This window comes from Cupriavidus sp. IK-TO18 (genome assembly GCF_015549295.1).
GTDB classification, from domain to species: Bacteria; Pseudomonadota; Gammaproteobacteria; order Burkholderiales; family Burkholderiaceae; genus Cupriavidus; species Cupriavidus oxalaticus_A.
This window is the reverse complement of sequence record NZ_JADGMP010000036.1, coordinates 21,058-46,957: the sequence shown is the minus strand read 5'-3', so window position 1 is coordinate 46,957 and position 25,900 is coordinate 21,058. Positions and strand designations below refer to the sequence as shown.

26 protein-coding genes and 3 pseudogenes are annotated in these 25,900 nt (G+C 65.2%); 6 read left to right on the top strand and 23 right to left on the bottom strand.

The genetic code is table 11. The features are described from left to right. Window positions 1-36: 36 nt before the first annotated feature. The 12 genes from IPF36_RS28715 to IPF36_RS28660 form a co-directional block, all read right to left on the bottom strand. Window positions 37-1,353, bottom strand: a complete 1,317-nt coding sequence (locus IPF36_RS28715; protein WP_255519937.1) for a CpaF family protein — start codon at window positions 1,351-1,353, stop codon at window positions 37-39. A gap of 73 nt (window positions 1,354-1,426) precedes the next feature. Continuing rightward, the gene (locus tag IPF36_RS28710; RefSeq protein WP_195431681.1) at window positions 1,427-2,623 is read right to left on the bottom strand and encodes an AAA family ATPase; all 1,197 of its coding nucleotides are present in this window, start codon (window positions 2,621-2,623) and stop codon (window positions 1,427-1,429) included. Between the two features lie 22 nt (window positions 2,624-2,645). After that, window positions 2,646-3,104: a TadE/TadG family type IV pilus assembly protein gene (locus IPF36_RS28705; protein WP_195431680.1), complete on the bottom strand. Its 459-nt coding sequence runs from the start codon at window positions 3,102-3,104 to the stop codon at window positions 2,646-2,648. Beyond that, the gene (locus IPF36_RS28700; protein WP_195431679.1) at window positions 3,101-3,628 is read right to left on the bottom strand and encodes a TadE/TadG family type IV pilus assembly protein; all 528 of its coding nucleotides are present in this window, start codon (window positions 3,626-3,628) and stop codon (window positions 3,101-3,103) included. Before IPF36_RS28700 ends, IPF36_RS28705 begins: the two co-directional genes overlap by 4 nt. Before the next feature lie 9 nt (window positions 3,629-3,637). Continuing rightward, complete coding sequence (locus tag IPF36_RS28695) at window positions 3,638-4,900, bottom strand: pilus assembly protein TadG-related protein (RefSeq protein ID WP_195431678.1); 1,263 nt, start codon at window positions 4,898-4,900, stop codon at window positions 3,638-3,640. Between the two features lie 25 nt (window positions 4,901-4,925). After that, window positions 4,926-5,264: a hypothetical protein gene (locus tag IPF36_RS28690; protein WP_195431677.1), complete on the bottom strand. Its 339-nt coding sequence runs from the start codon at window positions 5,262-5,264 to the stop codon at window positions 4,926-4,928. A gap of 26 nt (window positions 5,265-5,290) precedes the next feature. Then, a complete protein-coding gene (locus tag IPF36_RS28685) occupies window positions 5,291-7,180 on the bottom strand; it encodes a type II and III secretion system protein family protein (RefSeq protein ID WP_195431676.1) in 1,890 nt (629 codons plus the stop codon). A gap of 66 nt (window positions 7,181-7,246) precedes the next feature. Beyond that, complete coding sequence (gene cpaB / locus IPF36_RS28680; RefSeq protein ID WP_195431674.1) at window positions 7,247-8,089, bottom strand: Flp pilus assembly protein CpaB; 843 nt, start codon at window positions 8,087-8,089, stop codon at window positions 7,247-7,249. Between the two features lie 48 nt (window positions 8,090-8,137). Continuing rightward, window positions 8,138-9,556, bottom strand: coding sequence for an ATP-binding protein (locus tag IPF36_RS28675; RefSeq protein ID WP_195431673.1), 1,419 nt, complete (start codon window positions 9,554-9,556; stop codon window positions 8,138-8,140). Between the two features lie 76 nt (window positions 9,557-9,632). Then, window positions 9,633-10,163, bottom strand: coding sequence for a prepilin peptidase (locus tag IPF36_RS28670; protein WP_195431671.1), 531 nt, complete (start codon window positions 10,161-10,163; stop codon window positions 9,633-9,635). A gap of 43 nt (window positions 10,164-10,206) precedes the next feature. After that, window positions 10,207-10,389 (bottom strand): Flp family type IVb pilin, encoded by a 183-nt coding sequence (locus IPF36_RS28665; protein ID WP_195431669.1) that lies wholly within the window; start codon window positions 10,387-10,389, stop codon window positions 10,207-10,209. Window positions 10,390-10,476: 87 nt separating this feature from the next. After that, window positions 10,477-10,659, bottom strand: a complete 183-nt coding sequence (locus IPF36_RS28660; protein ID WP_195431667.1) for a Flp family type IVb pilin — start codon at window positions 10,657-10,659, stop codon at window positions 10,477-10,479. A gap of 1,161 nt (window positions 10,660-11,820) precedes the next feature. On the opposite strand from IPF36_RS28660, the gene IPF36_RS28655 reads away from it, so the two are divergent. Further along, complete coding sequence (locus IPF36_RS28655; RefSeq protein ID WP_195431666.1) at window positions 11,821-12,831, top strand: glycosyltransferase family 2 protein; 1,011 nt, start codon at window positions 11,821-11,823, stop codon at window positions 12,829-12,831. A gap of 178 nt (window positions 12,832-13,009) precedes the next feature. On the opposite strand, the pseudogene IPF36_RS28650 reads toward IPF36_RS28655, so the two are convergent. Further along, window positions 13,010-13,219: pseudogene (locus tag IPF36_RS28650) on the bottom strand (transposase); the annotation flags it as partial. A 376-nt stretch (window positions 13,220-13,595) separates the two neighbouring features. On the opposite strand from IPF36_RS28650, the gene IPF36_RS28645 reads away from it, so the two are divergent. Beyond that, window positions 13,596-14,552, top strand: a complete 957-nt coding sequence (locus IPF36_RS28645; protein ID WP_368671208.1) for an IS110 family transposase — start codon at window positions 13,596-13,598, stop codon at window positions 14,550-14,552. Window positions 14,553-14,713: 161 nt separating this feature from the next. Here IPF36_RS28645 and IPF36_RS28640 read toward each other — a convergent pair. Next, window positions 14,714-15,097 (bottom strand): annotated as a pseudogene (locus IPF36_RS28640) (transposase); the annotation flags it as partial. Here IPF36_RS28640 and IPF36_RS28635 point away from each other — a divergent pair. After that, window positions 15,095-15,298 (top strand): annotated as a pseudogene (locus IPF36_RS28635) (transposase); the annotation flags it as partial. The pseudogenes IPF36_RS28640 and IPF36_RS28635 sit on opposite strands and share 3 nt — an antisense overlap. Window positions 15,299-15,367: 69 nt before the next feature. On the opposite strand, the gene IPF36_RS28630 reads toward IPF36_RS28635, so the two are convergent. The 4 genes from IPF36_RS28630 to IPF36_RS28615 all read right to left on the bottom strand — a co-directional run bounded on the left by IPF36_RS28630 (window position 15,368) and on the right by IPF36_RS28615 (window position 18,989). Continuing rightward, a complete protein-coding gene (locus IPF36_RS28630) occupies window positions 15,368-16,744 on the bottom strand; it encodes a sigma-54 dependent transcriptional regulator (protein ID WP_195431665.1) in 1,377 nt (458 codons plus the stop codon). Between the two features lie 24 nt (window positions 16,745-16,768). Further along, a complete protein-coding gene (locus IPF36_RS28625) occupies window positions 16,769-16,945 on the bottom strand; it encodes a hypothetical protein (protein WP_165971451.1) in 177 nt (58 codons plus the stop codon). Between the two features lie 758 nt (window positions 16,946-17,703). Beyond that, a complete protein-coding gene (locus IPF36_RS28620) occupies window positions 17,704-18,024 on the bottom strand; it encodes a hypothetical protein (protein ID WP_195431664.1) in 321 nt (106 codons plus the stop codon). Next, window positions 18,021-18,989: a LysR substrate-binding domain-containing protein gene (locus IPF36_RS28615; RefSeq protein ID WP_133093959.1), complete on the bottom strand. Its 969-nt coding sequence runs from the start codon at window positions 18,987-18,989 to the stop codon at window positions 18,021-18,023. The genes IPF36_RS28620 and IPF36_RS28615 overlap by 4 nt, the downstream gene beginning before the upstream one ends. Window positions 18,990-19,067: 78 nt before the next feature. Here IPF36_RS28615 and IPF36_RS28610 point away from each other — a divergent pair, with 78 nt between their 5' ends. After that, window positions 19,068-20,342, top strand: a complete 1,275-nt coding sequence (locus tag IPF36_RS28610; protein ID WP_195431663.1) for a nitrate/nitrite transporter — start codon at window positions 19,068-19,070, stop codon at window positions 20,340-20,342. Between the two features lie 24 nt (window positions 20,343-20,366). On the opposite strand, the gene IPF36_RS28605 is transcribed toward IPF36_RS28610, so the two are convergent. From IPF36_RS28605 to hemL, 5 genes are all read right to left on the bottom strand, one after another. After that, on the bottom strand, window positions 20,367-21,032 hold the full coding sequence (locus tag IPF36_RS28605; protein WP_195431662.1) for an isoprenylcysteine carboxylmethyltransferase family protein: 666 nt from the start codon (window positions 21,030-21,032) through the stop codon (window positions 20,367-20,369). A 137-nt stretch (window positions 21,033-21,169) separates the two neighbouring features. Further along, on the bottom strand, window positions 21,170-21,673 hold the full coding sequence (locus IPF36_RS28600; protein WP_195431661.1) for a TPM domain-containing protein: 504 nt from the start codon (window positions 21,671-21,673) through the stop codon (window positions 21,170-21,172). A 20-nt stretch (window positions 21,674-21,693) separates the two neighbouring features. Next, window positions 21,694-22,566, bottom strand: coding sequence for a YgcG family protein (locus tag IPF36_RS28595; protein WP_195431660.1), 873 nt, complete (start codon window positions 22,564-22,566; stop codon window positions 21,694-21,696). A gap of 10 nt (window positions 22,567-22,576) precedes the next feature. After that, window positions 22,577-23,203 carry a LemA family protein gene (locus tag IPF36_RS28590; protein ID WP_195431658.1) on the bottom strand — a complete coding sequence of 209 codons (627 nt, stop codon included), beginning with the start codon at window positions 23,201-23,203 and terminating at the stop codon, window positions 22,577-22,579. 121 nt (window positions 23,204-23,324) lie between these two features. Further along, complete coding sequence (hemL, locus tag IPF36_RS28585) at window positions 23,325-24,617, bottom strand: glutamate-1-semialdehyde 2,1-aminomutase (protein WP_195431656.1); 1,293 nt, start codon at window positions 24,615-24,617, stop codon at window positions 23,325-23,327. A 226-nt stretch (window positions 24,618-24,843) separates the two neighbouring features. Here hemL and IPF36_RS28580 point away from each other — a divergent pair, with 226 nt between their 5' ends. Both IPF36_RS28580 and IPF36_RS28575 read left to right on the top strand, forming a co-directional pair. Beyond that, window positions 24,844-25,014: a rubredoxin gene (locus tag IPF36_RS28580; protein ID WP_010813017.1), complete on the top strand. Its 171-nt coding sequence runs from the start codon at window positions 24,844-24,846 to the stop codon at window positions 25,012-25,014. A 372-nt stretch (window positions 25,015-25,386) separates the two neighbouring features. Beyond that, complete coding sequence (locus IPF36_RS28575) at window positions 25,387-25,887, top strand: response regulator (protein WP_133093966.1); 501 nt, start codon at window positions 25,387-25,389, stop codon at window positions 25,885-25,887. Window positions 25,888-25,900 lie beyond the last annotated feature (13 nt).

Sequence of the window (25,900 nt, the reverse complement as noted above, 5' to 3'; positions counted from 1 at the left end):
CTCCCCCGAGAGAATGTGCCGCGTCCGTGGCGCGGATCACACTTCATAGCGATGCGCCGGATCGTAGGTTTCGTCGGGCAAGCCCACGCCGAACACGCGCAGCCGCTCGGCAAACTTGGGGTACACCCCGGTGGCGCGGAAATGGCCGCGCACGGTGCCGTCCTTGTCTACGCCGGAGCGCTGGAAGGTGAAGATCTCCTGCATGTTGATGATTTCGCCTTCCATGCCGGTGATCTCCGCGATGCTGATGATCTTGCGTCGGCCGTCGGTCATGCGTGCGGCCTGGACGATCACCGTGATGGCTGAAGAGATCTGCTGGCGAATCGCCTTGGCCGGCATGGTCAGGCCTGCCATGCTGACCATGTTCTCAAGGCGCGTCAGCGCGTCGCGCGGGGTATTGGCATGGATGGTGGTCAGCGAGCCCTCATGGCCAGTGTTCATCGCGTTGAGCATGTCCAGCGCCTCGCCGCCGCGTACTTCGCCCAGGATGATGCGGTCCGGGCGCATGCGCAGTGCATTGCGCACCAGCGAGCGCTGGGTTATCTCGCCCTTGCCTTCGATGTTCGGTGGGCGGGTTTCGAGGCGCAGCACATGAGGCTGGCGCAACTGCAGTTCGGCCGCGTCCTCGATGGTGACTACGCGCTCGTCCTCGGGGATGAAGCCGGACAGGATGTTCAGCAGCGTGGTCTTGCCGCTGCCGGTGCCGCCAGAGACCAGCACGTTGACCTTGGCATGCGCCAGCGCCTGCAGCATCTGGGCCATCGGCGGGGTCAGGCTCCTCAGGTTCACGAGGTCGGAAACCTGCAGAGGATTAACTGCGAAGCGCCGGATCGACAGCAGCGGTCCGTCGATCGCCGATGGCGGGATGATGGCGTTGACGCGCGAACCATCGGGCAGGCGCGCATCGACCATCGGGCTGGTCTCGTCGATGCGGCGCCCCACGCGCGACACGATCTTCTCGATGACCTTCATCAGGTGGGCGTCGTCGTAGAAGCCGATGTCGGTGAGTTCCAGCTTGCCGCGCCGCTCGACATAGGTCTGCTTGGCCGTGTTGACCAGGATGTCGGACACAGTCGGATCCTGCAGCAGCGGCTCGAGCGGGCCGAAGCCGAACATCTCGTCATAGATGTCCGACGTCATCTGGCGGCGTTCCGTGTCATTGATCAGGATGCGCTCTTCATCGATGATGGCGTCGATCAGCACGCCGATCTCCGTCTTCACCTGCTCCAGTGGGTAGCGCGCGAGCCGCTCGAGTTCGACCCGGTCCAGCACCGCGTCGTGAACGATTTTCTTGAAATTCCGGTAGGCCTGCGTGGTGCCATGGCCGCGGGTGGGCGCAGCATGGCCGTTCATTTGCAGCGGTGGGTTCTCTGGCAGGGAAAGCTGTTCGCGGATCGACATGATGGACTCCGGTTCGTGTTGCGGTTCAGGCGGCGCTCGACTTCGGGCGCAGGAAGAGCCTTGCCAGAGACGGCCTGGCCGGCTGCGCCTGCCGTTCGGTACCAGTGCCCGCGGACAGCGTGGCGCCGAGAGACAGCAGCGACTTGGAGATGGCGCTGCGCTTCTGTTCCTTGAGGACGGGAACGCCGTGACCGATCGATTCATCCACCACGGCAGGATCATCGGGCAACACGTGGAAAACCTTCATGCCGAAGACTTCCTCCAGCTTGGCACGTGGCACTTCGTCGCGGCGGCCCTGACGGTTCAGCAGGATGCGGATCTTGTCATCGGGGTAGTGCAGCGCGCGCAGGATATCCAGCAGGCGCTTGCCGGTGCGGACATAGGGGATGCTGGGCTGCACAGTCACGCAGATGCTGTGGCTGCGGTCGAAGGCCGCAAGCGACAGTGGGGTGACCGGCTGTCCGACGTCGATCAGGATGAAATCGTAGCGCGGGCTGACCACGGACAGGACATGGTCGATCCTGTCCTTGCGGACCTCGTTGGCCTTGATCGGGTCGATCGCGCCGGCCAGGATATCGAAGCCCTCGTCGACGCGGGTCATGCAGGCATCGAGAAAGGTATCGTCCATGCGCTCCAGTTGCGAGCACACGTCCGTCAAGGTCGCTGGCGGAGTCTTGTCGCTGACCAGGAATGCGGTGTCGCTGAACTGGGTGTTCAGGTCGATCAGGAGTACCCGCTTGCGCTCGCCGGCGCTCAGCGCGTAGGCCAGATTGCCGGCGATGAAGCTGGTGCCGGCGCCGCCCTTGCATGAAACCAGGGAGATCACGCGCGCTTCGTTACGCTCCCTGGGCACGTGGATTGCCTCCAGCCGCCCGAGCGCTTCGCTCAGCTGGCCCTTGTCGAGCGGCCACGGCAGGATATCGCGCACCCCGGCACGCAGTGCCCGGATCAGGACATCCGGCTGTTGCGCCGTTGTCACCAGGATGCAGGGCAGGTCGGGATGCTGCTGGCGCAAGGCTTCGATGCCGAGCGTCTGCGTGCTGCCGCGGAAGTCCTGGTCGAGGATGAGCGCATCCGCGCTGCGCAGGTGGCTGCCATGCGTGCGCAGCGCCGCGGGAGTATCCTGCAGCCGCATGATCTGGAAGGTTCCACAGGCGTCCGCCATACGCGAAAGCTCGCCCAACCTTTCAGCATCCTCGGAAACGATCAGAATTCTGAGCATGGTGTGCTCCTGGTTATGCGTGCTAATTGCAGATCTTGCCGCCGGTTGAGGAATTCAGGCTTTCCCGTGGCAGCGTGGTCGAGAATGAAGGCATCGCCAGCGTGATCGGCACGACCGGAATGAAAGTCTCGACCGAGACGTTGGAGACACTGACAGTGACCGAGCGGCACGTGTTGCGGGCGACATCGGCGTCCGCGTCGCAGCCGCTGGGTTCGTACCCGATCTGGATATTGGTGGCCTGCAGCTTGGGCATCAGATTGGTCATCCTGTCCTTGATGGTCGCGTCTTTGGCGTCGCACACCGCGGCGATGCGTGCGCCCAGCCGGGTCGCCTCGCCTGCAGTGTTCCAGTAAAACAGCACGCGCGAGAATTCGGCAATGCCTATCAGCAGCATGAAGAAGATGCTGGCAACCAGGGCAAACTCGATCGCGGTGGCGCCGGCCTGGTGCAGACGCAGGCGGGTGACACAATGCGGAGTCATAGCACTTGCCTCATCACTGTTGCGATATCGGAGAACGCCAGGTTTCCCACCGGGATGTAGGCCTGGATTGGCGAATATGAGTAACCCGATATCTTCACTTCGACCAGGTTGATGGTGCCGGCCTGAACGCCTGAGCTGTCGCCGCCCTCGTAGATGGGGACATTGGCGAATTGCTTGCCGCCACACCCGCTCGCGTCGACACGGTCACAGACGACCACCATCGAGGTGCTGAGGCCTTTCACCAGCACCTCGCCTTCGCAGACGGTCTTGCCATAGACGGCCATGCACTTTGCCTGCGCCAGCGGATAGTTGGGCTCGCTCGGCGCATACTGCGACAGGAAGCGTGCGGCGTCGCGCGTGGCCTTGGTCAGGGCGTTGTATTGGTAGATGGCGCGGCCGTACTCCGCCACCCCGCTCACCAGCAGAAGTAACGGTACCAGGACCAGTGCGAATTCCACCGCGACCACCCCGCGCCGATGGTGCCGATCGTGCCGGTCGCCCCTGCGCTGCCTGCATCGCTCCATGATTTGCTCCTATTGAACCAGCACCGGCACACGCGGGCCTGAACCCGTATCGGACCCGGGCACACCCTGAGTCGCGCAGGGACTGGTGGAGTCCTTCGAATTGCCCAGGTATTCGAGGTAAACCACATCCTTTACGCTGGGCTCCTGCATTGGCTGCACCATCAGCATGCAGTTCCAGGAGACCACCTGTGCCAGCTTGGTAGAGGCGAATTCGGTGCAATCCACCATCGGCACGTGTACCAGCCTGCGGTCAGCGCCGGCCTTGTGCACCGCCTGTGTCGATTCCGTGCCCTTGGTAGTCAAGCCGCTATTTGCGTCCGTCTGGTATGGCGCGTTGGCACTTCGCTTCTGAATGAAATCAGCGTAGGCGTTGCCGCCGTTCGGCGGATTCCATGTGGTGACGTCGTAGGCATAGCCGGTAAAGTCCGGCGCCCCATCACCCGGCCCCTTGTAAGAGCCGGTATAAATGCCGAAGCGGGTATTCCACGCCGCAATCAGCGCCGAGATTTCGCCTGGTTCACCAACTTTTGAACCCACTGCCGGCAGGTCGCACTGTCCGCTTCCGGCAAGCAAGCCCGCCAGCTCGGAAGCACCACCCCCCGGAGGCGACAGGTCAGCCCAGCCAAAGCTGCCAGGGCCGTACGGATCCTTCGGATCGACCTTGGACGCGATCCAGTCGCCCTTGTTGTACGCGGTCTTTGGCGGATTGGCCGTTGGCGGCGTGCAGACATAGACCGGGATTGCGCAGGCTGTCTGCGAACTGGTGGTGGTGGCCACGGCCATTGCGTTAACGGTACTGGGCTGGATGTCGATGCCGGGCAGCAGGTTAAGGATCTGGATGAACCAGTGGGCAATATCCGTGCGCTCGGCGGTGCATTTGACGTACTTCACCTTGTCCAGTGCGTAGGGCACCTTGTCCTTGGTGTAGTAGGTACCGTCAGGCGTGTCGCTGTACGAGACATTGAGATCCTTGACCATTTTCACTGCCTCGTTCTGGAACATGGCAGCGTTGCTCGTGCCGATGGCGAGGCCAGCCGCCTCCGACACGAGCAACGGCGTGGCCCCCGTGACATCGCGCGCGGCGGCCAGCGCGCAGGCATCGACGCCGTTCTGCAGCTCGCTCTTGGTCACATAGAGCTTGCCCAGGTCGAGCGCCAGCCCGACGAAGCCAATCAGGACGGCCAGCGACAGCCCGACGATGATGGCGATCGCGCCACGCTGCCGCTTGCGCCAGGTCGTCCGACGGCCTCGGTAGGTGGTAGGGCGTGACATATCGGCTCTCCGTGGTTTGCGCAGATCAGCGGGACCCGCCACCTGACATGCCCACGCCGCCGTAGCCGCCGGCGCCGAAGTCGATCGTCATGGAGGGCGTGCCGCCTTGCGTGCCGTTGGCCAGCGAACGGTCGAAGTTCCTCATTGCCGCCACCGCGGTCTTGCCGTCGGTGCCCGTGATGGTGGGCAGCCCCGCAGGCGCATCGGGATTGATGATCTGCATCTGCGTGACCGTGGCGAGTGCCACGCCGCGCTGGCCGTCCCACACCGGCGTGGAGGTCATGCAGGCCGACAGCGTGATGCAGGCCAGGCTGCCGAGTACCAGCGTGGTGGCGCCGCGCGAAAGGTTGAGTTGCTTGCTCATGATCGTTCTCCTGTGTGCGCAGCGGTTCAGTTGCCGCCCGCGGCGGTGCGCGTGGCGGTGCCGGCGGCTCGTGCCTGGGCCAGACGCGCGGCGGTGGCTTCGATGCGGGCGATGCGCGCGGCGGTGTCCTCGGCAGTTGGTGCGGCGGCGATATTGCGGGCAGCTGGACCCGCCGGTTGTGGCGCGTCTGCGGTGCGGGGCATCGAGGTCGCAGCTGCCTGCGCTTCTGGCGACCCCGCAGTTGCCGGCGGATCCAGTGGACGGCCGGTCGGCACCATCGAGAGCGATGTGGCAGTGCCTTCGCCGCGTGGCGCCGACGGCGGCGTGACAGGCGCGGGGGCCGGCGCGGCGGGCTGCGACGGGACCGGTGCGGGCTGCGGCGCAGGCTTGCCCTGGCCTTCCATATTGCCCATGAAGTACAGCGACAGCGGGTTAGGCGTGGAGAAACTGTCGGTCGGCAGCGGGTAGTTGTTCGTCTGCATCGGCTTGACCAGGCGCGGCGTGATGACGAACACCAGTTCGGTCAGGTCCTGCTGGTACTGCGTGCTGCGGAACAGCGTGCCCAGCACCGGCACCTCGCCCGCACCCGGCAGTGCCTTGAGCGAGCCGCGCGCGCTGTCGGTCAGCAGTCCGCCGATGGCAAAGCTCTCGCCATCGCGCATCTGAACAGTGGTGGAAGCGCGGCGGGTGGTGATGACCGGCAGGATAGTCTGACCCGCTAGCGTGCCGCCGCGGATGGTGGCACCCGTGGGCGACAGTTCGGACACTTCCGGCGAGACCTTCAGGTGAATGCGGCCGTTCGCCAGCACGGTCGGCGTGAACTTCAGCCCCACGCCGAATTCTTCTTCCTGCAGCGTGACGGTGCCGGCCCCGTTCAGCACGTTGGCCTGCGCCACCGGGATGTAGATCTTGCCACCGGCGAGGAAGCTCGCTTCCTGGCCGCTGATGGTGACCAGGTTGGGCTCGGCCAGGATCTTGACGAGGCTGTCGTTCTTCTGCGCGTCGACGGCGAATTCGAACGGCAGGTTGTTGGCCTTGCTGCCGAATATTGCGCCCGAAGCGCCGGTCAGCAGCGACGTCACGACACCACCCGTCCAGGAGCCAAAGCCGCCCTGCAGGTTGACCGCGGAACCTAGCTGGTTCAGCAGCGTCTTCGACACTTCGGCGACCTTGACTTCCAGCATCACCTGCTGCGGGCTGTCGACGGACAGCATGTTAAGCACGCCGCCCTTCTTGTCCCCGTTCTTGCCGTCGGTGCCTTGGGCCGCGTTGGCATACGCCTGGGCGATGTCCATGGCCTGCTGGGCGGACTGCGCATTGGTGACGCTGCCGGTCAGCACGAGGTTATCGGCAGCGGTCATCACGCGGATGCCAGGCTCGCCGGGCAAGAGCTGCCCCAACGACGTCTGCAGGCCGCCGGCATCGGCATTGACCACGACGTTGATGATGGTGCAGGCGCCGCTGCGGCCTTGCACGATCATGTTGGTGGTGCCTACGCTGCGGCCCAGTACGTAGAGCGTCTGGGGCGAGACCATGGTCGCCTGCACGACATTGGGATTGCCCAGCGTGCGGTTGCGCACGGGCTCTTGCAGCGAGATCAGCTGCGACTTGCCGACCGGCACCATCACGCTGGATTCGCTGCGGATCGCGCCGACGCAGTTGGGGCCGCGCGCGTCGGCAGCCGGTGCGGGCGCAGGCGCCGAGCCCTGCGCCACCGTGGTCGGGGCGCCTGGCGTCATGCTGATGGTCATCTGCATCGGTGCCGCGGGTGCCTTGGCCGCGGCTGGTGCAGTGGCCTTGGTCACGATGCCCGCCTCCATGGCGGCTTGCGCCGCGGCGGCCAGCGGAGTGAAGAGGATGGCGGCAAACACCAGGATGCGGGTGCCGCCTGCGGCGTCGGATCTTTTCTGGTTCATTTTGAATCTCCCCCCGGAGAAGCTGTGATGCAGATCAGGATTCGTTGAACGTCGTACGAGGCGTGGTCAGAAGCACTCGACGCCGCCCTGCATGCCTGCCAGCACACCGATGCAGTTGCCACGTGCGGGCTGCGCTGCCACCGTTCGGGTCTTCACCACGGTGCGCGTGGCGGTCTGGGTCACGACCTTGGCGGGCGGCGCTTCGGGCGTCTTGCCCAGCAGCGTGCCCTTGGTGGCGCCGCCGGTGTTGATGTCAGCGACATCCATCTGGTTGCGCAGCACCAGCGACAGCGTGCCGACACTGCGGGCCACGTCGAGCTTCTCGGCTTGCTCGGGCGTCACTTCGAGCGTGACGGCATTCACCACCTTGGGCTGGGTGTCGTCACGGCTGACCTGTTGCGCTACCGCCAGCACCAGGATTTTCTCCAGCACGATTTTGGAGATGTTGCTGTTCTGCGCGTTGCGCGCTTCTTCATTGGTGTTGACGATCACGTCGACGTAGTTGCCTGGCAGCGCAAAGCCTGCAACACCCACCACGTCATTGACGCGAACCGTGATCGCGCGCTTGCCGTCGTTGATGACCGCGGACAGTCCGCCCTTGGTGCCGATCGGCGCCAGTTTGCCGTCGAGAACCGGCTCGCCGCGCTGGAGGCTGGTGCGGACCACACGGCCCTCCAGAGCCTTCACGTCCTGGAACGCGCCAGGCGGGACGCTGCCCGCCGGCCAACTGACCAGCTGCAGTTGGCTGCCGTTGAGCGGTTGCCCGAGGTTCAGGTCGTTGGCGGCGACCACCACTTGCCTGACCGAGCTGGATGACTGCTGCACCAGCCATCGCGACGCCGACACCACTGCCGCCACGCCGGCGACCAGGGCAATCAGCAGCATCAGGATTGCGCGCATGTTCTTCATGATGACTCTCCCCAGTATTCCCAATGGTTTCCGTGTCGGTGCTACCGTTCAGCTCGCGGCGCGGTGGTTGTCTGACCAGCGGCGGGCGCCGCCGGCCTGTGGCATGCCTTCGGGCGAGGTGCGCAGCCCGTAGTAGCCTTGCCAGGCCGCCACCAGGCCTTCCTCTGTGACTTGCGGCGCGGCGCCGTGGTAGTGCACGCCGGAGGCCACCAGGCGCAGCAGGTCTCGCGGGATGCAGGCGAACAGCGGCGTATCGCTGGCGTAGTGCAGGCTGTCGATAAGGAAGTCGAACACGGCTTCACTGCTGGCCAGTCCGTATTCGGCGGCAGTGCGCTGGTACACCTCGCGATAGTCGTCCACGGACAGCGCACCGACATAGAGCTTGCTGCCGAGCCGGCGCAGGAAGGCATCGTCGCCGAGCGCGGACGGTTCAAGGTTGCTCGAGAACACCGGCCAGACGTCGAATGGCACCGAGAAGCGCACGCCCGTCTGCAGCGTGAACATGTCAATGTTGCGGTCCAGCGGCACGATCCAACGGTTCAGCAGGTCGGTGACGCCAACCAACTGGCGGCCCAGGTCGTCGATGATGTAGATGCCGTTGTTCGCCTTCATGTGCGGCGGCGCCTGGTAGAAGCCGGCGACGGGGTCGTGGCGCAGGTCCATCATGGACAGCGTCAGTTCGCCGCCGGACAGCACCACCGGGCGGTGGCAGAGGACCCAGCGGCGGTCCAGCGAACGGCGTGCCAGCGAGCCTTCGCTGTCATCGCAGGGCACATGGACCAGCGGGTCGAATACCTGGATGATCTCGCCGGCCACGGTTATGGCGTGCGGCACCGGCACCGCGCCCGGCAGCAGCATCCCGAGGCGCTGCGCCAGGTAGGTCTTGCCGCTGCCGGCGGGCCCGTAGATCATCAGGGCTCGGCAGGTATTCAGCGACATACCGATGGCATCCAGCAGGTGGACCGGGATCACCAGATCATGGAAGGCTGCGGTGACGTCGGCCTTGGTCACCGATGCCTGGCCGACCGAGTGGCGCTTCACCGCCTGGACATAAGCGTCCAGCGTGACCGGCGCGGCGCCGATGTAGCTGCAGCGCGCCGAGGCTTCGGCCGCGCGGGCATATCCGGCGTCCGTCAGCCGGAAGCGAACGTCGAGGTCGCTGGCGCCGCGGTGGGCGATTTCCAGCAGGCGCTCACGGACGGCGACCGAGGCGACTTCGTTGACCACGGTGCCGGGCAGCTTCAGCGTGTCGGTCAGCACGGCCAGTGTGACGGTGCGGTGCAGGTAGGCGGCCTTCATCAGCAGGCTCAGCAACAGTGCCACTTCCAGCCCGGTGTCGGCGATGGTGCGCGGCAGGACGTGCCAGGGGGCCAGAGGCACCGCGCCATGGTCGGGCTGAGTATTTCTGACTGTCGCGACGGGTTCGAGGTGCTGCGTGGCGTGACCCGTGTCTTGGTACTCGTTCATTGCCATCCCCGGTTTCTGATCTGTGTGCTCTAGTTCTTCAAGGCGCGTCGTTATGGCTGCTCTGTCCGGTTGGTTCTCAGGTGCCGGCAAAAAGCATGACAATCGTGCCTACGGCGATGGCGACGCCGTAGGGTATCGAGCCAGCGGATGCTTCGGCTTCAGACTGCACCGGCCTCGCACGACGTTGAACCGCTACGCTGAGCATGTAGCTCACTCGCGATAGGGTCACAAGCGTCTGCCTGGTGACGAGAAGCTGTACCAGCGCCCACACGCCACCTATCACGCAGGTCGCAAGCGCGACGTTTACAACCATGGCCGCGCCAAGCCAGGCGCCCACGGCTGCCAGCAGCTTGACGTCGCCGGCGGCCATACCGCGCAGCAGGTAGAAGGGCAGAAACAGGGTCAGGCCCACCAGCCAGCCATACAGCCATGCCAGCGAGCCTCCCGCGAAACCGTGAATGACCATCTGCACTGGCAGCGCGGCGATCCAGGCGCCGAAAGTCAGCCAGTTGGGGATGCGTCGCCGTGCCAGGTCGATGGCTGCGGCGCTTAGCACGATACCAATCGTGACCGGTGCGACAAACGGGGCGAGGGCAGCAGCTTGCATGATGTTCGGGGGTTGGAGGTTGGCTAGGCCAGAGCAAGCCTTGTCAAACGCTTCGGTGCATACTGTCGGCAATCATCTGGTACAGCGACTGCACGGCGTCGCCCAGCGTAACGACAGTACCAATGATGGCCATTGCGATCAGGGAGCCGAGCAGTGCGTATTCGATGGAAGAGACGCCGCCGTCTTGATAAAGAAGGGCCTTCCAAGAGGTTCGGAGCTTGGGCATCTGGGCTTCCTGTTGATCCAATGGGAAGAGATGGCAGCATTGCCCGCATGGCCAGGTGCGAATGGTAGCCATGCGGGCGCACGCTACTTAGGTAGCAGCTTTCAGCTCAGTGCTGACCTTCGTGAACACAGCGTTCAGGTCCGTGCCGACGGCTTTAACCGTCACAATGATTGCAACGGCAATCAGCGCAGCAATAAGGCCGTACTCGATGGCGGTAACGCCTTCTTCATCACGGATGAATTGCTTGAACATAGTGGTCAACTTTTGCATGGCTAACTCCTTGGATTGGGATCAAGCACTACAGGACTACATAACTGCGGTAACGCAATGCCGGCGCTGGTTATCAGTGCCGGGAATTATGGGAGCACGGCGGAGCGCAGATGGCACATGCATGGAAGGGCCAGCGGCCCGGAGCGCCGCACATGCCCTGCGGGCTGCGCGCCTCCAGCCGGCGTTCGGCCGAGGCGTGCATGCAGCGCGCTACGTGGTGTGCATGGCCTGCGCGTGTCATGCAACGGAACGGCACGCTGCCGCCCATGCGGGCGGATGCGGCGTTATAAGCGTTCCGGTGCGTCAGCGCGAAATGGCGTGCGGCAGGCATCTCAAGGTTCCCCGTATCTTTTTGGTTCTGATGCCGGCCAGTTGCTCCGGCATCTCGGCATTCGCCTTTGTGGCGGTGCCGGTGCCAGGACATAGGCAAGCGGCGCGCCAGCTAACGCGCAACCCTTGTGCCGTAAGGCTTTCCGGGAAGCAGGGGTGAAACGGTGGCAAGCCATCGGCACCGTATGCGGTGATTTCACCGCGCTTCGTTGCCGGCGGGAAACGCAAGCCGCACAGGCCATTTCGGATGAGCCAACTAACGGATGAGGGCCCAGGGCGCGCTGGCGCGCGCCGACTTTCAAACCAAGGCAGGCGCTTCAACCAAAAGCATGATTTGGCAGGTTTGGATGAGAGCGATACATACAGCGCTTGGCTGGGGCATTACGGGGTTCGCCGACTGCGGCGCGAACTGTGCCGCCTGATGGATGAGGAAGCCGTACCAGCGGGCCAGCGTTTCCGGATAGAAACGTCGACGTCTTCCGTGGCGCACCTGGCATGCCTTGCAATACCCGGCCGATTCCTTGCAACCTCCGTATTGGCGCGGCTTGCCGGGCAGGCAGGCCGCATGATTCACGGCTGAAACGTTGCTAACCCCGGCGCCGCCCGGGACGCCTATCCATGCGTTACCGACGCCCGCGCGCCTTGCTTTCCGTTCTGTGCGCGACAAGACTGGGCGAGGAAGAACAGTTGCGCGCCCGCTATGCACATCAAGGTGACGCCGCACAAGACTAGAAAGAAGTTCGGGGGAAGATGTTCGTATCGACAGCCGGTGTGGTTGCACACGCGCACGCCCCCTGATGCAGTTGTTGTGAGCATCGGAGGATCCAGGTCATGTCCAACTATGAAACCCAGCTCCTGTCGTTAGTGGTGCCGTTCCAGAACAACGGCGCGGCGATCGATGCCTTCCTTGCGCGCGTGTTGCCGATCCTGGAATCCCTGCACGCCACGCAGTTCGAGATCGTCTGCATCAACGATGGTAGTACGGACGATACGCTGCCCAGACTTGTCGAAGCCGCGCGCCGTGATGGCAGGATTCGCGTGATCGAGCTGACGCGCTGCTTTGGCAAGGAGGCAGCCCTGACTGCGGGCATGGACGAGGCACTCGGGGACGCCGTGATTCCGTTCGATGCGGACCTGCGTGATCCGCCCGAGCTGATCCCGACGCTGGTCCAGTGCTGGCGACAAGGCGCGGAGGTAGTGCTTGCCCAATGCACGGGCCCCGGTGATGGCTCGTACGTGAAGCGATTGGCCGGAGCCTTTTGCGACTGCTTGCACAACGCACTGTCGGGCGTGAAGATTCCCCGCAATGTCGGTGAATTCCGTCTGATGGATCGTGCGGTGGTGAATGCCCTCAAGCAGCTTCCCGAAACGCACCGTTTCATGAAGGGCCTGTTCACCTGGGTGGGCTTCAGTACCGTGCTCGTGCCGTATCAGCGCGATCGGGGCCGTGAAGGCGCATCGAACGAGCGGGGAGGCGGGCGGTGGAGAGCTGCGCTGGCCGATATCGCGAGCTTTGGTTCGGCTCCGTTGCGTGGCTGGATGTACCTTGGCTCGTGCATCGCGCTGGTTTCGATCTGCTACGGCCTGTCCATCGTCGCACGTAGTGCGATGGGAGACGGGGACGTGCCCAGCCATGCGCCGGTGATTGCGCTGCTGCTGTTTTTCAGCGGAGTGCAGCTGATTGGCCTTGGCCTTGTTGGCCAATATATCGGGCGCATCTATGAGGAATCGAAAGGCAGGCCGATTTACCTGGTCAAGCGCCGATACCATACGCGCCGTCCGCAGCGCCGCGCAGGTGGGGACGGCAAAATCATTTCACTGGTGGCCGGCAAGCGCAGCTGACAGATGACTGTGCAGGGGGCGGCCGCCCAGCGTTGCGGCCGCCTCTTATTGGCAGGGAAGCGTGCCGGGCCCCAAGCTGGTAACGCATGAATGGCACATTGCTGGCGGGGGCTGTCAGCGTTTTTGTGTTCAGGGCAGCTGGGCTCACCGTCAACTTAGCCGGTGAGCCAGCGTTATCTCAACGATGCGGATGGGTGAAGCGTTCCTCATAGAGGATCGCAAACTGGTTCATGGCGGCCTTCCAGTCATGCGTTGAACTGCCCCACTTCCCGGTGATGTTGCGTAGGGCCAGCCACAGGAGCTTGGTCGCCGCCTCATCGCTGGGGAAGTGGCCCCGTGTCTTGATGATCTTGCGCAGTTGGGCGTTGAGGCTCTCGATCGCGTTGGTAACCGGCATGATAGGAACCGGTGCCCCTCGTCCTCACCGAGTAACTTGGTGTATGGGACAGGGGCACCGGGGAGCACTTCGGGTGGGCAGGCCGTTCATATACGTTGAGCTGCGAGCTCGTGTTAGTAGTTGGCCGCGCCTGCGACCCGCCCGGTTGCGCTGCGAGCGCGAATCCGTAGTTGTCGTGCTGTCCCACCGGCTCCCATTTGTGATGTTTCCCATGGGAGACGCCAATGCGAGTGATAGGACTGGATGTATCGCGATCGGTGGCTGAGATTGCCTATCTGGACAACGGCCTGCTACGCGCCGGCGGGCGCGTCGGACTGCGACGCGATGAGCTGCACGCTTTGCTGCCAGGCTAAAGCCTGACGACCACGTGGTACTCGAGGCGACCGGCAATACGATCGCTATTGCGAATGTATTGAGAGGTCATGTTGCCAGAGTCATCGTCGCCAACCCGCTGCAAGTCCGTCTGATTGCGGAAGCGCGCGTGAAGACCGATAAGATCGATGCGGCGATCCTCGCGCAACTCTACGCGAGCGGCTTCCTGCCCGAGGTTTGGATTCCAGACGAGGCTACGCAAGCAATGCGACGGCAGGTGTCGCGCCGAGCCCAGATCGTGCGGCAGCGGACCCGGCTCAAGAATGAGATTCACGCTGTCCTTGCCGCACATCTCATCGAGCGGTGTCCCGCGACAGACCTGTTTGGCAAGAAAGGGCGAGCCTGGCTGAGCCTGCAGCAGCTACCCACGGATGAACGCATCGGGATCGACCAGCGGTTGCACGAGCTGGACCGGCTGGCAGAGAATTTACAGGAGGTCGAGCGCATCCTGGCCCAATCCGCTATTCAGGACGACAGGCTGTGCAAGCTCCTGACCATCACCGGCATCAACACCACCATTGCGATCGGCTTGCTCTCAGCCATCGGCGATATTGCTCGCTTTCGATCGCCGGAGAAACTGGTCAGCTACTTTGGCCTCAATCCTTCGGTCTACCAATCCGGCTTGCAACCAGCAAAGCACGGACACATCAGCAAGCGCGAACGCTCCTACGCGCGTGCCATGCTAGTCGAGGCTGCCTGGGCAGCAGCGCAAACGGCCGGCCCCATTCGTGCCTTCTTCTTGCGCATCCGGGATCATCGTGGTCAGCAGATCGCGGCTGTTGCCACCGCGCGCAAGCTGGCAATAATCGTCTGGCACGTGCTCACGCGTAACGAATCCTTCGCGTGGGATCGCCCAGCGCTGACAGCGCGAAAGACCCGTGAGTTGGAATTGCAGGCATGCCTCCTGCGCGCTGCGGTAGCCGCAAGGGTTCTGCCGCGGCCTACAATCTGAAGTCCGTCCGGGATTTGGAGCGTGCAGTCGGCGAGCAAGCCGAGCAGGCTTACCAACGCCTGTTCTCGCGCTGGAAGCAAGCGCGGCCGCAGGCAAGTGCGGTACGCGCTCCGTGGTCGCCAATACGGACGCCGTAAAGGAGTGGAAGAACGCGGGCGCTTGTCAATTTCATCCGTCGTGTAGATGATCTTGCGAATCGCCGGCGGGAACGCAAAGAATGGGATCACCTGATCCCAGGCGCGACGCCAGGACGCGGCGATCGGAGGGTAGTCCTTACCCCATTGCCCTTGCTCGAAGGCCTCCAGCTCGGCCAACGCAGCCTCCACGCTGGGGGCCGTGTACACAGGCTTGAGCGCCGCCGCCACGGCCCGGCGCTCCTTCCAACTGGCGTACTCCAGGCTGTTCCGGATCAGATGCACGATGCAGGTCTGCAGCGTCGTTTGGGGGAACACCGCGTTCAGAGCCTGTTCCATGCCCTTGAGGCCATCGGTGACCGCGATCAGGATGTCCTGGGTGCCGCGGGTCTTCAGATCATTGAACACCTTCTGGACGAAGTCACCGCCTGGCAGGGCCGTCCGCTGGAGGTGATGTACCCGGTGGTGTTCTTCGACGCGCTGCGGGTCAAGATGCGCGAGGACGGCGTGGTGCGCAACAAGGCCGTCTACCTGGCCTTGGGCGTGCTGCCGGACGGCACCCGCGACATCCTGGGTCTGTGGATCGAGACCACCGAAGGCGCCAAGTTCTGGCGGAATCGCGATCGACCCCGCCAGCAATGTCGAGAGTGATGGTGCGGCTGGCCTGGGCGGCCTCCCGCCTCAACTTCCCTGCACACACACCATCCCCATATCCCCCTTCCTCACCTGCAGCTTGTAATCCCGCATCAGCCGGAACAACGTCACCCGCGAAATCCCCAGTTCCGCCGCCACGTCAATCAGCCGCTCATGATTACGCTGCAGCGCCTCGACGATCGCATGCTGTTCCGCTTCCTCGCGGATCGCCGCCAGCGTCTTCGGCCGTTCTTCCACAGGCGTCGCCAGTTCCAGGTCCGCCGGCTGGATCACGCCGTCCTCGCACATCGCCGCCGCATGCCGGATGCGGTTGATCAGCTCGCGCACGTTGCCGGGCCAGTTGTGCTGCTGGATCGCGCGCAGCGCGGTCGGCGAGAAGCCGCGGATGCGGGCCGGCGATTGCTTGCGCACGCCGTCGAGCACGTGCTCGGCGATCAGCATGATGTCGCTGCCGCGTTCGCGCAGCGGCGGCTGGCGTACCCGCAGCACGCACAGGCGGTGGTAGAGGTCGCCGCGGAAGCGTTCGGCGGCGATGGCGGCGTCGAGGTCGACGTGGGTTGCGGAGATGATGCGCACGTCGACTTCGATGGATTCGGTGCCGCCGAGGCGCTCGATGCGTCCGGTCTCCAGGAAGCGCAGCAGGCTGGTCTGGCTTTCCAGCGGCATGTCGCCGATTTCATCGAGGAACAGCGTGCCGCCCTGTGCCATCTCGATGCGCCCCGGCTTGCGCTTGGTGGCGCCAGTGAAGGCGCCGCGCTCGTAGCCGAACAGTTCCGACATCAGCAGCGTGGGCGGGATGGCGGCACAGTTGACGGCAACGAAGGGCTTTTGCGCGCGTTCGCTGGCATGGTGGATGGCCTGCGCGGCGAGTTCCTTGCCGGTGCCGGACTCGCCCGAGATCAGTACCGGGGTGTCCCAGCGCGAGACCTTCTCGATGCCGCGGAACAGCGTTTGCATGGCGGAACAGGTCCCGATCATGCCGTCCGGGCGCGAGCTGGCCGCCGCGCGCTGCACGGCGGGCCGCATCTGCGCCATGCCCTGCGCATGGCCGAGCGAGTGAGCCAGGTCGGCGGACTCGAACGGGGAGGTGTAGTAGTCGACGAAGTAGAGCCCGAGCAGGCGGCGTGCCGCTTCGCTCAGCGCCTCGCGGCTGGCGACGATGCCGATCCAGCCGAATTGCGGTTGGGCCAGCCACGGTTCGAACGATTCCAGCTCGGCATCGCTGAAGCCGCTGTGCACGTCGAGCAGCGCGGCGGCCGGCTGGGAGGTGTGGGCCAGCGCATGCAGTTCCTGCAGGTTTGACGCGAAACTGAGCTTCCAGCCCCGTTGCGACAGGACCCTGCAGAGCATGGCGTCGTGATGCTGCGACAGGTACAGCAGCGGGCGGTTGGCATACGCGCTCATACGATTTCCCCGGATTTCTTCTTATCAGACGAAACCGGCGGCGGCGGTTGCCACGCACCGGATTCGGTGGCCATAAGGCCTGCGCCGTCGCTGCATCATCGATGCCTCGAACCGGCGTCCTCCCCGAATTCTGTTCTTGCCGTCCCGCCGATGCGCCGCGTAGTCCGCCGCTGCCGCGCCGATGTCGATGGCATCGGTCACGGCAGCGGTGTCTCGCAGCGCCTGCATGGCAGGCCGGTCAGCACCCCATTCTTTCCAGACGCGCCGGCAAGCCGTGCGTCCGCGATCCCGTTTTCGCCGCCCGGTGGTCCGGGCTGGCAGGGTTCTTCCAGGTTGCACGGCCCACGCGCAAGCGCGCGGCCCGTGTCCTGAAAGACCTCCCTCTAATCTTGTCGGCGGCCTCTGCAACGACCCGCCGGTGCGAGCCAGTCCCTGCGGCGTGGCCCAACGCTTACAGCACCAGCCCGACGCCCCGTCCTGGGATACGAGGATCGTTCTGAAACTGACCTTCGGCGAACGCATGCCAGTATGTTTGCCGCTTCCGTTTCAGACTTCCCCTGTGTCGGGCTTCTGTTCGCGGGGACATAAGTGCGACGAACGTGCCAGTGCGGCACAAGTCATTGATTCGAAAAGAGAAACGTAAAAAGTGGGAGTTCCGGCCGCCGCCGTGGCGTGAGAAAACGTTCCGATCCTGATACATCCCCGGCCTGGTTCATGGTGCAATGCAGCATGAGTGAGGTTGTCGACGTCAGGTATACGTCACAGTTTTACGAAATGGAGTGCCGAAAGGTCTACCTGGAGGGATTCGCGGCCATCCGAAAGAGGGGAGGCGGCATTTTGGAGGTTCGGGCGCCATGGCTCCGATGATGCACGCGGCGGCCCGATCGCCGGAGTTGCATTTCCTTTACAACGGGATGAAGCCTTTTTAAGCGGAACCGGTGTGCCAGGCTTCGCCTGGCTCAACCTTTTAGCGCTTTACAGCCGGGCGTAACCGTGCTGGAGGCCTCCTGGGACGGCCGATGACAAGCATTTGCATGGTTTTGCGGATGACGCCGAAGGCCCGGCCTCATCTTTTTGGATGGGTGGCGCGGGAGATTCCTGCGCGCTGGCACGGCTGACAAATCGGTTGCATTGATGAAACTCAGGCGGTTTTCGCGGGAGTCGAAGGTCGCGTTCAGAAACACCGCCCCCGGCGCCGCGATCGCCGGCCAGCCTTTGAATTGCCTGGCGTTATCGAAAATGATTCGTATTGTCAACTTCGACGTACGAAACAATTTCATGATTGAAACTGCTGGCGTTGCCCGCCGACGGTGGCATGCGTTTGCATGGCATCGCCGCGCACCTGCTCCTGAAGCCAGGCGTGGAAGGCATGGATCGCCTTTTCCCGCGGGTTGCCTTCGCGCCAGGTGACCCAGTAGTGCAGGCTGGATGGGATCCGGGTCGAGCCGATCTGCACCAGTTGGCCGCTGGACAAGTAGTCATGCGCCAGCTGCGCGCGCGCGGTGGCAAGGCCCAGTCCGGCCACGGCCGACTGCAGCATCAGCCCCGCATCCTGGAAGATCGGGCCGCGCTCGGGCTCGTCACCCGGCAGGCCGGCAGCTTCCAGCCAGTCGCGCCATGGGCGCAGCGCAAAGCGCAGCATCGGCAGGCGCGGCACGTCGGCCAGCGTGAAGCCGGGGTAGCGCGCCAGCAGCGCCGGGCTGGCTACGGCGATGACGTGGTCCTCGATCAGGTTGTGGCACTCGAAGCCGGGCAGGTCCACGCGCTGGTGCCAGATGCCGACGTCGACGCTGTACGGGTCGGGCGGGCTGATCTCGGCGTGCAGCCGCAAATGCAGGTCCAGCGACGGCACCTGTGCATGCAGGCTGGGCAGCCGCCGGATCAGCCAGGCATTGGCCAGGTCCTCCATCACGCTGACCTGCAGCCGTACCACCGGCGGCGCGGCGCTGTTGCCGGCCTCGCGCAGCGCGCTTTCGATGCTGTCGAGCGCGGCGCGCACCTGTTCGGCCAGCCGCGCGCCAGCGCTGGTCGGCGTCATCTGGCTGCCGCTGCGCTGGAACAGCTTGGTGCCCAGGCTGGCTTCCAGCCCGCGGATATGGTGGCTGATGGCGCTGTGCGTCAGCGCCAGCTCTTCGGCCGCGCGCGAGAAGCTGCGGTGGCGCGTGGCCGCCTCCAGCGCACGCAGCGCTTGCAGTGGGGGCAGGTGGACGGGGCGATGGGCGGGTTTGCCGGGGGATCTGGACATGGCCGTCAAATTCTACTCACAATCGCCGCGGGTATGTTTCGTTGGCCTTGCACCGGAATGGGGACGACAATGCGGGCCATGACGACTACCACTTCATCCGCTTTGTCTTCCGTCCCGGCGCCAACGGAACAAGCCCACGCGCGCTGGCGCGTGCTGGCCGTGTTCTCGCTGGGCTTCCTGGTGTCCTATGTGTTCCGCGGGGTCAACCTGGGCTTCGCGCCGCACCTGACGCGCGAACTGGGGCTCAATGCCGGCGACCTGGGTTTGCTCACCAGCTTCTATTTCCTTGGCTTTGCCTGTGCCCAGCTGCCCGCCGGCATCCTGCTGGACCGTTTCGGCCCGCGCCGCACCGAGGCGACGATGCTGCTGGTGGCCGTTGCCGGCTCGCTGGTGTTCGCGCTGGCGCCGGGCATGGCGGGGCTGGCCGCCGGCCGGCTGCTGATTGGCGTGGGCGTATCGGTGTGCCTTGGCGCCGCCATCCAGGCGCTGTCGATGTGGTTCCCGCTGTCGCGCATGCCGTTGCTCAACGGCGTGGTGATGGCGATCGGCGGGTTCGGCGCGGTGCTGGTCGGCACTCCGCTGTCGTGGCTGCTGTCGCTGACGGACTGGCGCATGGTCAGCGCCGGGCTGGCGGTTGTGTCGCTGGCGATGGCGGCGCTGCTGTGGTTCGTCGTTCCCGACAAGCCGCGCGCCGGCAAGGAAAGCCTGCGCGAGCAGCTGCGCGGCACGCGCCAGATCGTGGTCAGCGAGCGCTTCTGGCGCGTGGTGCCGCTGACGCTGCTGAACCAGGGCGTGTTCCTGGCGGTGCAGACGCTGTGGGTCGGTGCCTTCCTGCGCGATGTGCCGGGCTTCGATCCGGCCACCAGTGCGCGGCTGGTCTCGGTGATCGGCTTTGCAATGATGGCGGGCTGCGTCGGTTCGGGCTGGGCGGCGCGCCACCTGGAGCGCATCGGCGTCAGCCTTTATGCGTTTGCCGGCATCGGCATGACCGGCTTTATCGTGGTGCAGGCGTTGCTGATGGCGCAGGTGCCGCTGCCGCCCGTGCTGCTGTGGGCCGCCTACGGCGTGTTCGGCTCCAGCGGCATCCTGACCTACGCGGTGCTGGCGCGCAGCTTCCCCGACGCCCTGATCGGGCGGGCCACCACGGCGCTGACGCTGACGGTGTTCCTGTCGACCTTTGCGTGCCAGGTCGGTGTGGGATTTGTTCTGGACCTGTGGCCGTCCAGCGGCGGTCACTACCCGAAGGCGGCGCACATGACGGCGTGGGGGGGGCTGGTGGTCCTGCAGGTGCTGGCGGCGGTGTGGTACCTGATGGGCGCGCGGCGCGCGCCGGTGGCTGCTGGTTTTCGCTGAAACCTTCGCGGGTGAACACACTGATCAGTAAATGCCTGGAACGGCGCGAAAACGGACTTTCTCGCGATACTGCCGATATTCGGGATCGTTGGACAGTAGCGCCTCTTCCCGGTTGATCCGCACAGCCTGAAGCGCATACAGGCCGGTGTAGACTAACAAATTCTGCAGGCCGAAGTTTGTGAGCAGGAAGCCCACATCAGCGATGAGGTAGCCAAGGTAGATCGGGTGCCGCACGAACCGGTAAGCCCCGTGCGATACGATCCCGCGGTTGGCAGGCAGTATCCCGAACGAGAAGCGCAGCGTCAGCTTGGCGTAGATCTGCCATGAAATCCCGACAAGCTGCAGGCACGCGCCCACTATTTCCGGCGCCAGGTGTTGCCCAGGTGCCAGCTTGATGCCAAGGAAATAGTAAGAAGCCCCCAACGAGCACAGGACGGTGATCGGATTCCAGTCCCGCTTTTTCGGCACCCGGACGAAGAGGGACAGGCCGATCGTCAGGCAGCTTGCAATCACCAGCAACAGCAGAGTGACGCGTGATGGATCGGCCAGCCACTGCCGTATCGCCGAATAGGCGAATAGGCACAGCATGAGGGCGGTGGAACATCTGAGTATCACCTCCAGCAGTACTTCCCGAAGGTTCAACTTGGCTGCCGCGTTGGGCCGATCGTTTGCCGCCAGGATTTCTGACATGGTTTCCCCCGTCTATCCAGCGGAATCTTCGCCCCGCCGTGATGCTTGCTTGTCCACCAAGCGTAATGGCATGGCCCCGGGTCGCCATATCGGGCAAAAGGATGTTTCACCCGTGAACGCTTGCGCAGGGGAATCCGCTAGATCACGATCGGCCGGTCGTCCAGCTCATTGGGGTTGTGCCCCCCATCCGACGGGAAATGGCTGGCCAGCAGCTCATGGATGCGCGCCACCGTCACCAGCACCGGCGTCACCGACAGGTCCTGCTTCAGCCCGTGCGCCAGTTCGTCGCACAGTTCGCGCCAGACCGCCGGCCCTACGCTGGCGTCGATGCCGCGGTCGGCCAGCAGCTCGACGGCGTGGTCGGCCAGGTTGATATAGAGCAGCACGCCGGTATGGTCGGCGGTATTCCAGACTTCAAGCGCGCCGAACAGGAAGCGGGCGCGCTCGCGCGGGGTCACGCCGGCCCAGGCGTGGCCCAGCGGCAGGCTGGCCTCGATGACCACGCGGATCTCGCCGCGATGGCGTGACTCGCCGGCATGCACGGCCGCATGGAGCTGCTGCTGGGCCTCGGCCGGGAAGTGCTTGCGGGCGGTGCCGGCGGTGGTGGCGAAATGATGCAGGGCACGTCGGAGATGGGGCATGGTCGTCGCTCCTCCTTGTGTCACCAGTTGCCGGACGCGCCGCCGCCATCGAAGCCGCCGCCGCCTCCGCCGCTGAAGCCTCCACCGCCGCCGCCACCGCCGCCGAAACCTCCTCCGAAGCCGCCGCCGCGCCGTCCCCAGTCCTGCCCCATGCCGTAGCCGCCCAGCCCGCCCAGCCCGCCGGCGATCACGTCACGGCCACGCCGGGTGGTGACGATCTGCGGCCCGCGCGAGCGCCGCATGGCGCCGATAAAGAAAAACAGGATAATCGCCAGCGGGAACAGCACCGGCAGCCAGTCCGCCAGCGCCGAGGATTGCTGCGCCTTGCGCGGCTGCGGCCCGGCCAGGCCTTCCTTGTCGATGGTGGCCTGGATGGCGGAGATGCCGGCCGCCAGCCCGCCATAGAAATCGTTCTGGCGGAAATGCGGCGCCATCACGTCCTGCAGGATGCGCTTGGACATGGCATCGGTCAGCGACCCCTGCACGCCGCGGCCGACCTCCAGCCGCATCTTGCGCAGCCCGGGCGGGTTGTCCTTGGCGATCAGCACGATCACGCCGTCGTCGATGCCCTTGCGCCCGGCGCGCCAGGCGTCGGCCACGCGGATGCTGTAGGCGTCGATGGGCTCGGGCTCGGTGGTCGGTACCATCAGCACGAAGATCTGGCTGCCGCGCTGCTGCTCGTATTCGGCGAGTACGTTTTCCAGCGCGGTGCGCTGCTGCGAGCTGAGCGTGCCGGTCAGGTCGGTGACGCGCTGGGTCAGCGGCGGCACCGGCACGAAGCCGTCGGCCGCCAGCGCCGGCGCGCACAGCCATGCCGCCAGCCACAGCAGCAGCGCGGCCAGGCCGGTGCGCCAGGAGGACGGCTGCTGCGAGCGGCCGGTGGTCAGGCCCATGGCCGCCGCCTCAGAACTTGACTGCCGGCGGCGTCGAGATGGCCTTCTCGTTGTCCACCGTGAACGACGGCTTGACCGGGTACTTGAAGATCATCGCGGTCAGGTTGGTGGGGAAGCTGCGCGCCAGGACGTTGAAGTCCTGGACCGCGGCGATGTAGCGCTGGCGCGCCACGGTGATGCGGTTCTCGGTGCCTTCCAGCTGCGACTGCAGGTCGCGGAAGGAGGCGTCGGCCTTCAGTTGAGGGTAGTTCTCGGACACCGCCAGCAGGCGCGACAGCGCGCTGGACAGTTCGCCCTGCGCCTGCTGGAAGCGCTTGAACGCTTCCGGGTCGTTCAGGGTCTCGGGCGAGACCTGGATGCTGGTCGCGGCCGCGCGCGCCTTGGTCACCGCTTCGAGCGTCTCGCGCTCGTGCGTGGCGTAGCCCTTGACGGTGTTGACCAGGTTGGGGATCAGGTCGGCACGGCGCTGGTACTGGTTGATGACCTCGCCCCAGGCCGCCTTGACCGCCTCGTCCTTGGCCTGGAAGTCGTTGTAGCCGCAGGCGGTCAGCAGGCTGGCCATGGCCGCCAGCAGCAGCCAGCGCAGCACGGACAGCGGCGAGCGCAGCTGCGAGGACAGGGAGGAAGAGGCGCGCATCGTGGGACTCCGCAGGTTAGGCATGGCAGGCATGGCCTGGCGAGTCCCAAGTGTAGCGCACCGCCCATCTGCCAGGCGACGGCCCAGGCGACGCCCCGGCACGTCGCCCGCCGGCATGGCCTCAGGCCGCCGCGAACGCCTTGCGCGCGGCATCGAAGGTGGCGCCCAGGATGGCGTCGTCGTGCTGCGCCGAGACAAAGCCGGCCTCGAACGCCGACGGCGCCAGGTAGACGCCGTTGTCCAGCATGGCATGGAAGAAGCGATTGAAGCGCGCGGTGTCGCTCTTGGTCACCTCGGCGAAGCTGCCCGGCACGTCTTCGCGGAAATACAGGCCGAACATGCCGCCGATGGCGTCCGCGGCGAACGGCACGCCGGCTGCCTGCGCGGCTTCGGCCAGGCCGTCGGCCAGCTTGCGGGTCTGCGCGGCCAGCCGGTCGTAGAAGCCGGGCGCCTGGATCAGCTTCAGCGTGGTCAGGCCGGCGGCCACCGCCAGCGGATTGCCCGACAGCGTGCCGGCCTGGTAGACGCCGCCCAGCGGCGCCAGCTTGGCCATGATGTCGCGCCGCCCGCCGAAGGCTGCCGCCGGCATGCCGCCGCCGATCACCTTGCCCAGGCAGGTCATGTCCGGGCGGATGCCGTAGTGGGCCTGGGCGCCGCCCAGCGCCACGCGGAAGCCGGTCATCACTTCGTCGAAGATCAGCACCGCGCCGTCGCGGCTGCACAGTTCGCGCATAGCCTTCAGGAAGGCGTCGCTGGCGCGCACCAGGTTCATGTTGCCGGCCACCGGCTCGACGATCACCGCGGCGATCTCGCCGGCGTGCTTGGCGAAGGCCTGCTCCAGCTGCTCGACGTTGTTGTACTCCAGCACCATGGTGTGGCGCGTGACGTCGGCCGGCACGCCAGCCGAGGAGGGGGCGTTCTGCGTGGTGTCGGCAAAGGTCAGCAGGCCCGAGCCGGCCTTGACCAGCAGGCTGTCGGCATGGCCGTGGTAGCAGCCCTCGAACTTGATGATCAGGTCGCGGCCGGTAAACCCGCGCGCCAGCCGCAGCGCGCTCATGGTCGCCTCGGTGCCGGAAGACACCAGCCGCACCTGCTCGATCGACGGCACCAGCTTGCAGATTTCCTCGGCCATGGCGATCTCGGCCTCGGTCGGGGCGCCGAACGAGAAGCTGTGGGCCGCGGTCTCCTGCACCGCGCGCACCACCTCGGGGTGGGCGTGGCCGACGATCATCGGACCCCAGGAGCCGATGTAGTCGATATAGCGCTGGCCATCGGCATCCCACATATAGGCTCCTTCGGCGCGCGTGATGAAGCGCGGCGTGCCGCCCACCGAGCGGAAGGCACGCACGGGGGAGTTGACGCCGCCAGGAATGGTCTGCTGGGCGCGGTCGAAGAGCTGCTGGTTACGGGACATGGCGTTGAGTGGGATCAAGGACTGCTGGGAACGTGGCGGCGCGGCCGGCGTCTCGTCGACATGCAGGCAATACCGTGGAATGTCACGGCAATTGACTGCCAATCCGGCGCTAACATGCGCGAACACGGCGGAACTGGCACGATTCTGGCGGTCGCCGGCTGGCGCGGGCGGCACGGTTTCGGTACCATCTGCGCTGGATTTTAATGGAGAGTGGCCAGAGCCTGTTATGGAATACAAGACTTGGATGTGCCTGATCTGCGGCTGGATCTACGACGAAGCCGCAGGCGCGCCGGAAGACGGCATCGCCCCCGGTACCCGGTGGGAAGACGTGCCCATCAACTGGACCTGCCCGGAATGCGGTGCGCGCAAGGAAGATTTCGAGATGGTGGCCATCTGACGCTGGCAGCCGCCCGGCACGACGCCAGCTTGTGCGCCATCGAAGCTTCATAGAAAGCCGCCACACTGGCCACGCGCGTCGCGCCGATACGACAGAACGCCGTCAAGGGCCCGCCGCTCCGGATTGACGGCCCCCCGGCGTCTTGTCACACTCTGTTGCAAATTATGTGGCCGTCCATCCGCCATTGGTGGGGAAGACGGCAGGCAGGTGCGGGTTCCACGCACCGCCACTGCCGGGTCTGGCCCGGCCTTGAAGGGAAGCAGAATCATTTTTCGGGGGTCCGTCGGGGCGCGCATGGGTCGCGCTGCTCCGCACGGGTGTTCTCTAGTGCTTGCCGGCGCGCCGCAGGGCGTGGCCGGTCGCGGGAACAACATGCGGGTCGCTCATACAGAAGAAAACCAGCGGGTCAATGCCGCCGGCGCCAGCATTGCGGCGCCTGGCGTACCAATGCCGGACACCCAGGCGCACGCGCGCCGCAAGGTGCTGGTCATCGACGATTCCAGCACCATCCGCCGCACGGCGGAAATCTTCCTGTCGCAGGCGGGATACCAGGTCATGCTGGCCGAGGACGGCTTCGAGGCGCTGGCCAAGGTCGGCGAGCTGCATCCGGACCTGGTTTTCTGCGACATCCTGATGCCCCGGCTGGACGGATACCAGACCTGCTCCCTGATCAAGAAAAGCCCGCGCTTCCACGCCATCCCCGTGATCATGCTGTCGTCGCGCGACGGCGTGTTCGACCGCTCGCGCGGCCGGCTGGTGGGGGCGCATGACCATCTAGCCAAGCCGTTCACCCGCGAGGCGTTGCTGCAGGCCGTGCAGGCCTGCCTGCCGGTCCGCGCCGACGTGGCGGAAAAGGCCTTGCCGGCATGCTGACGGCGTGAACGAA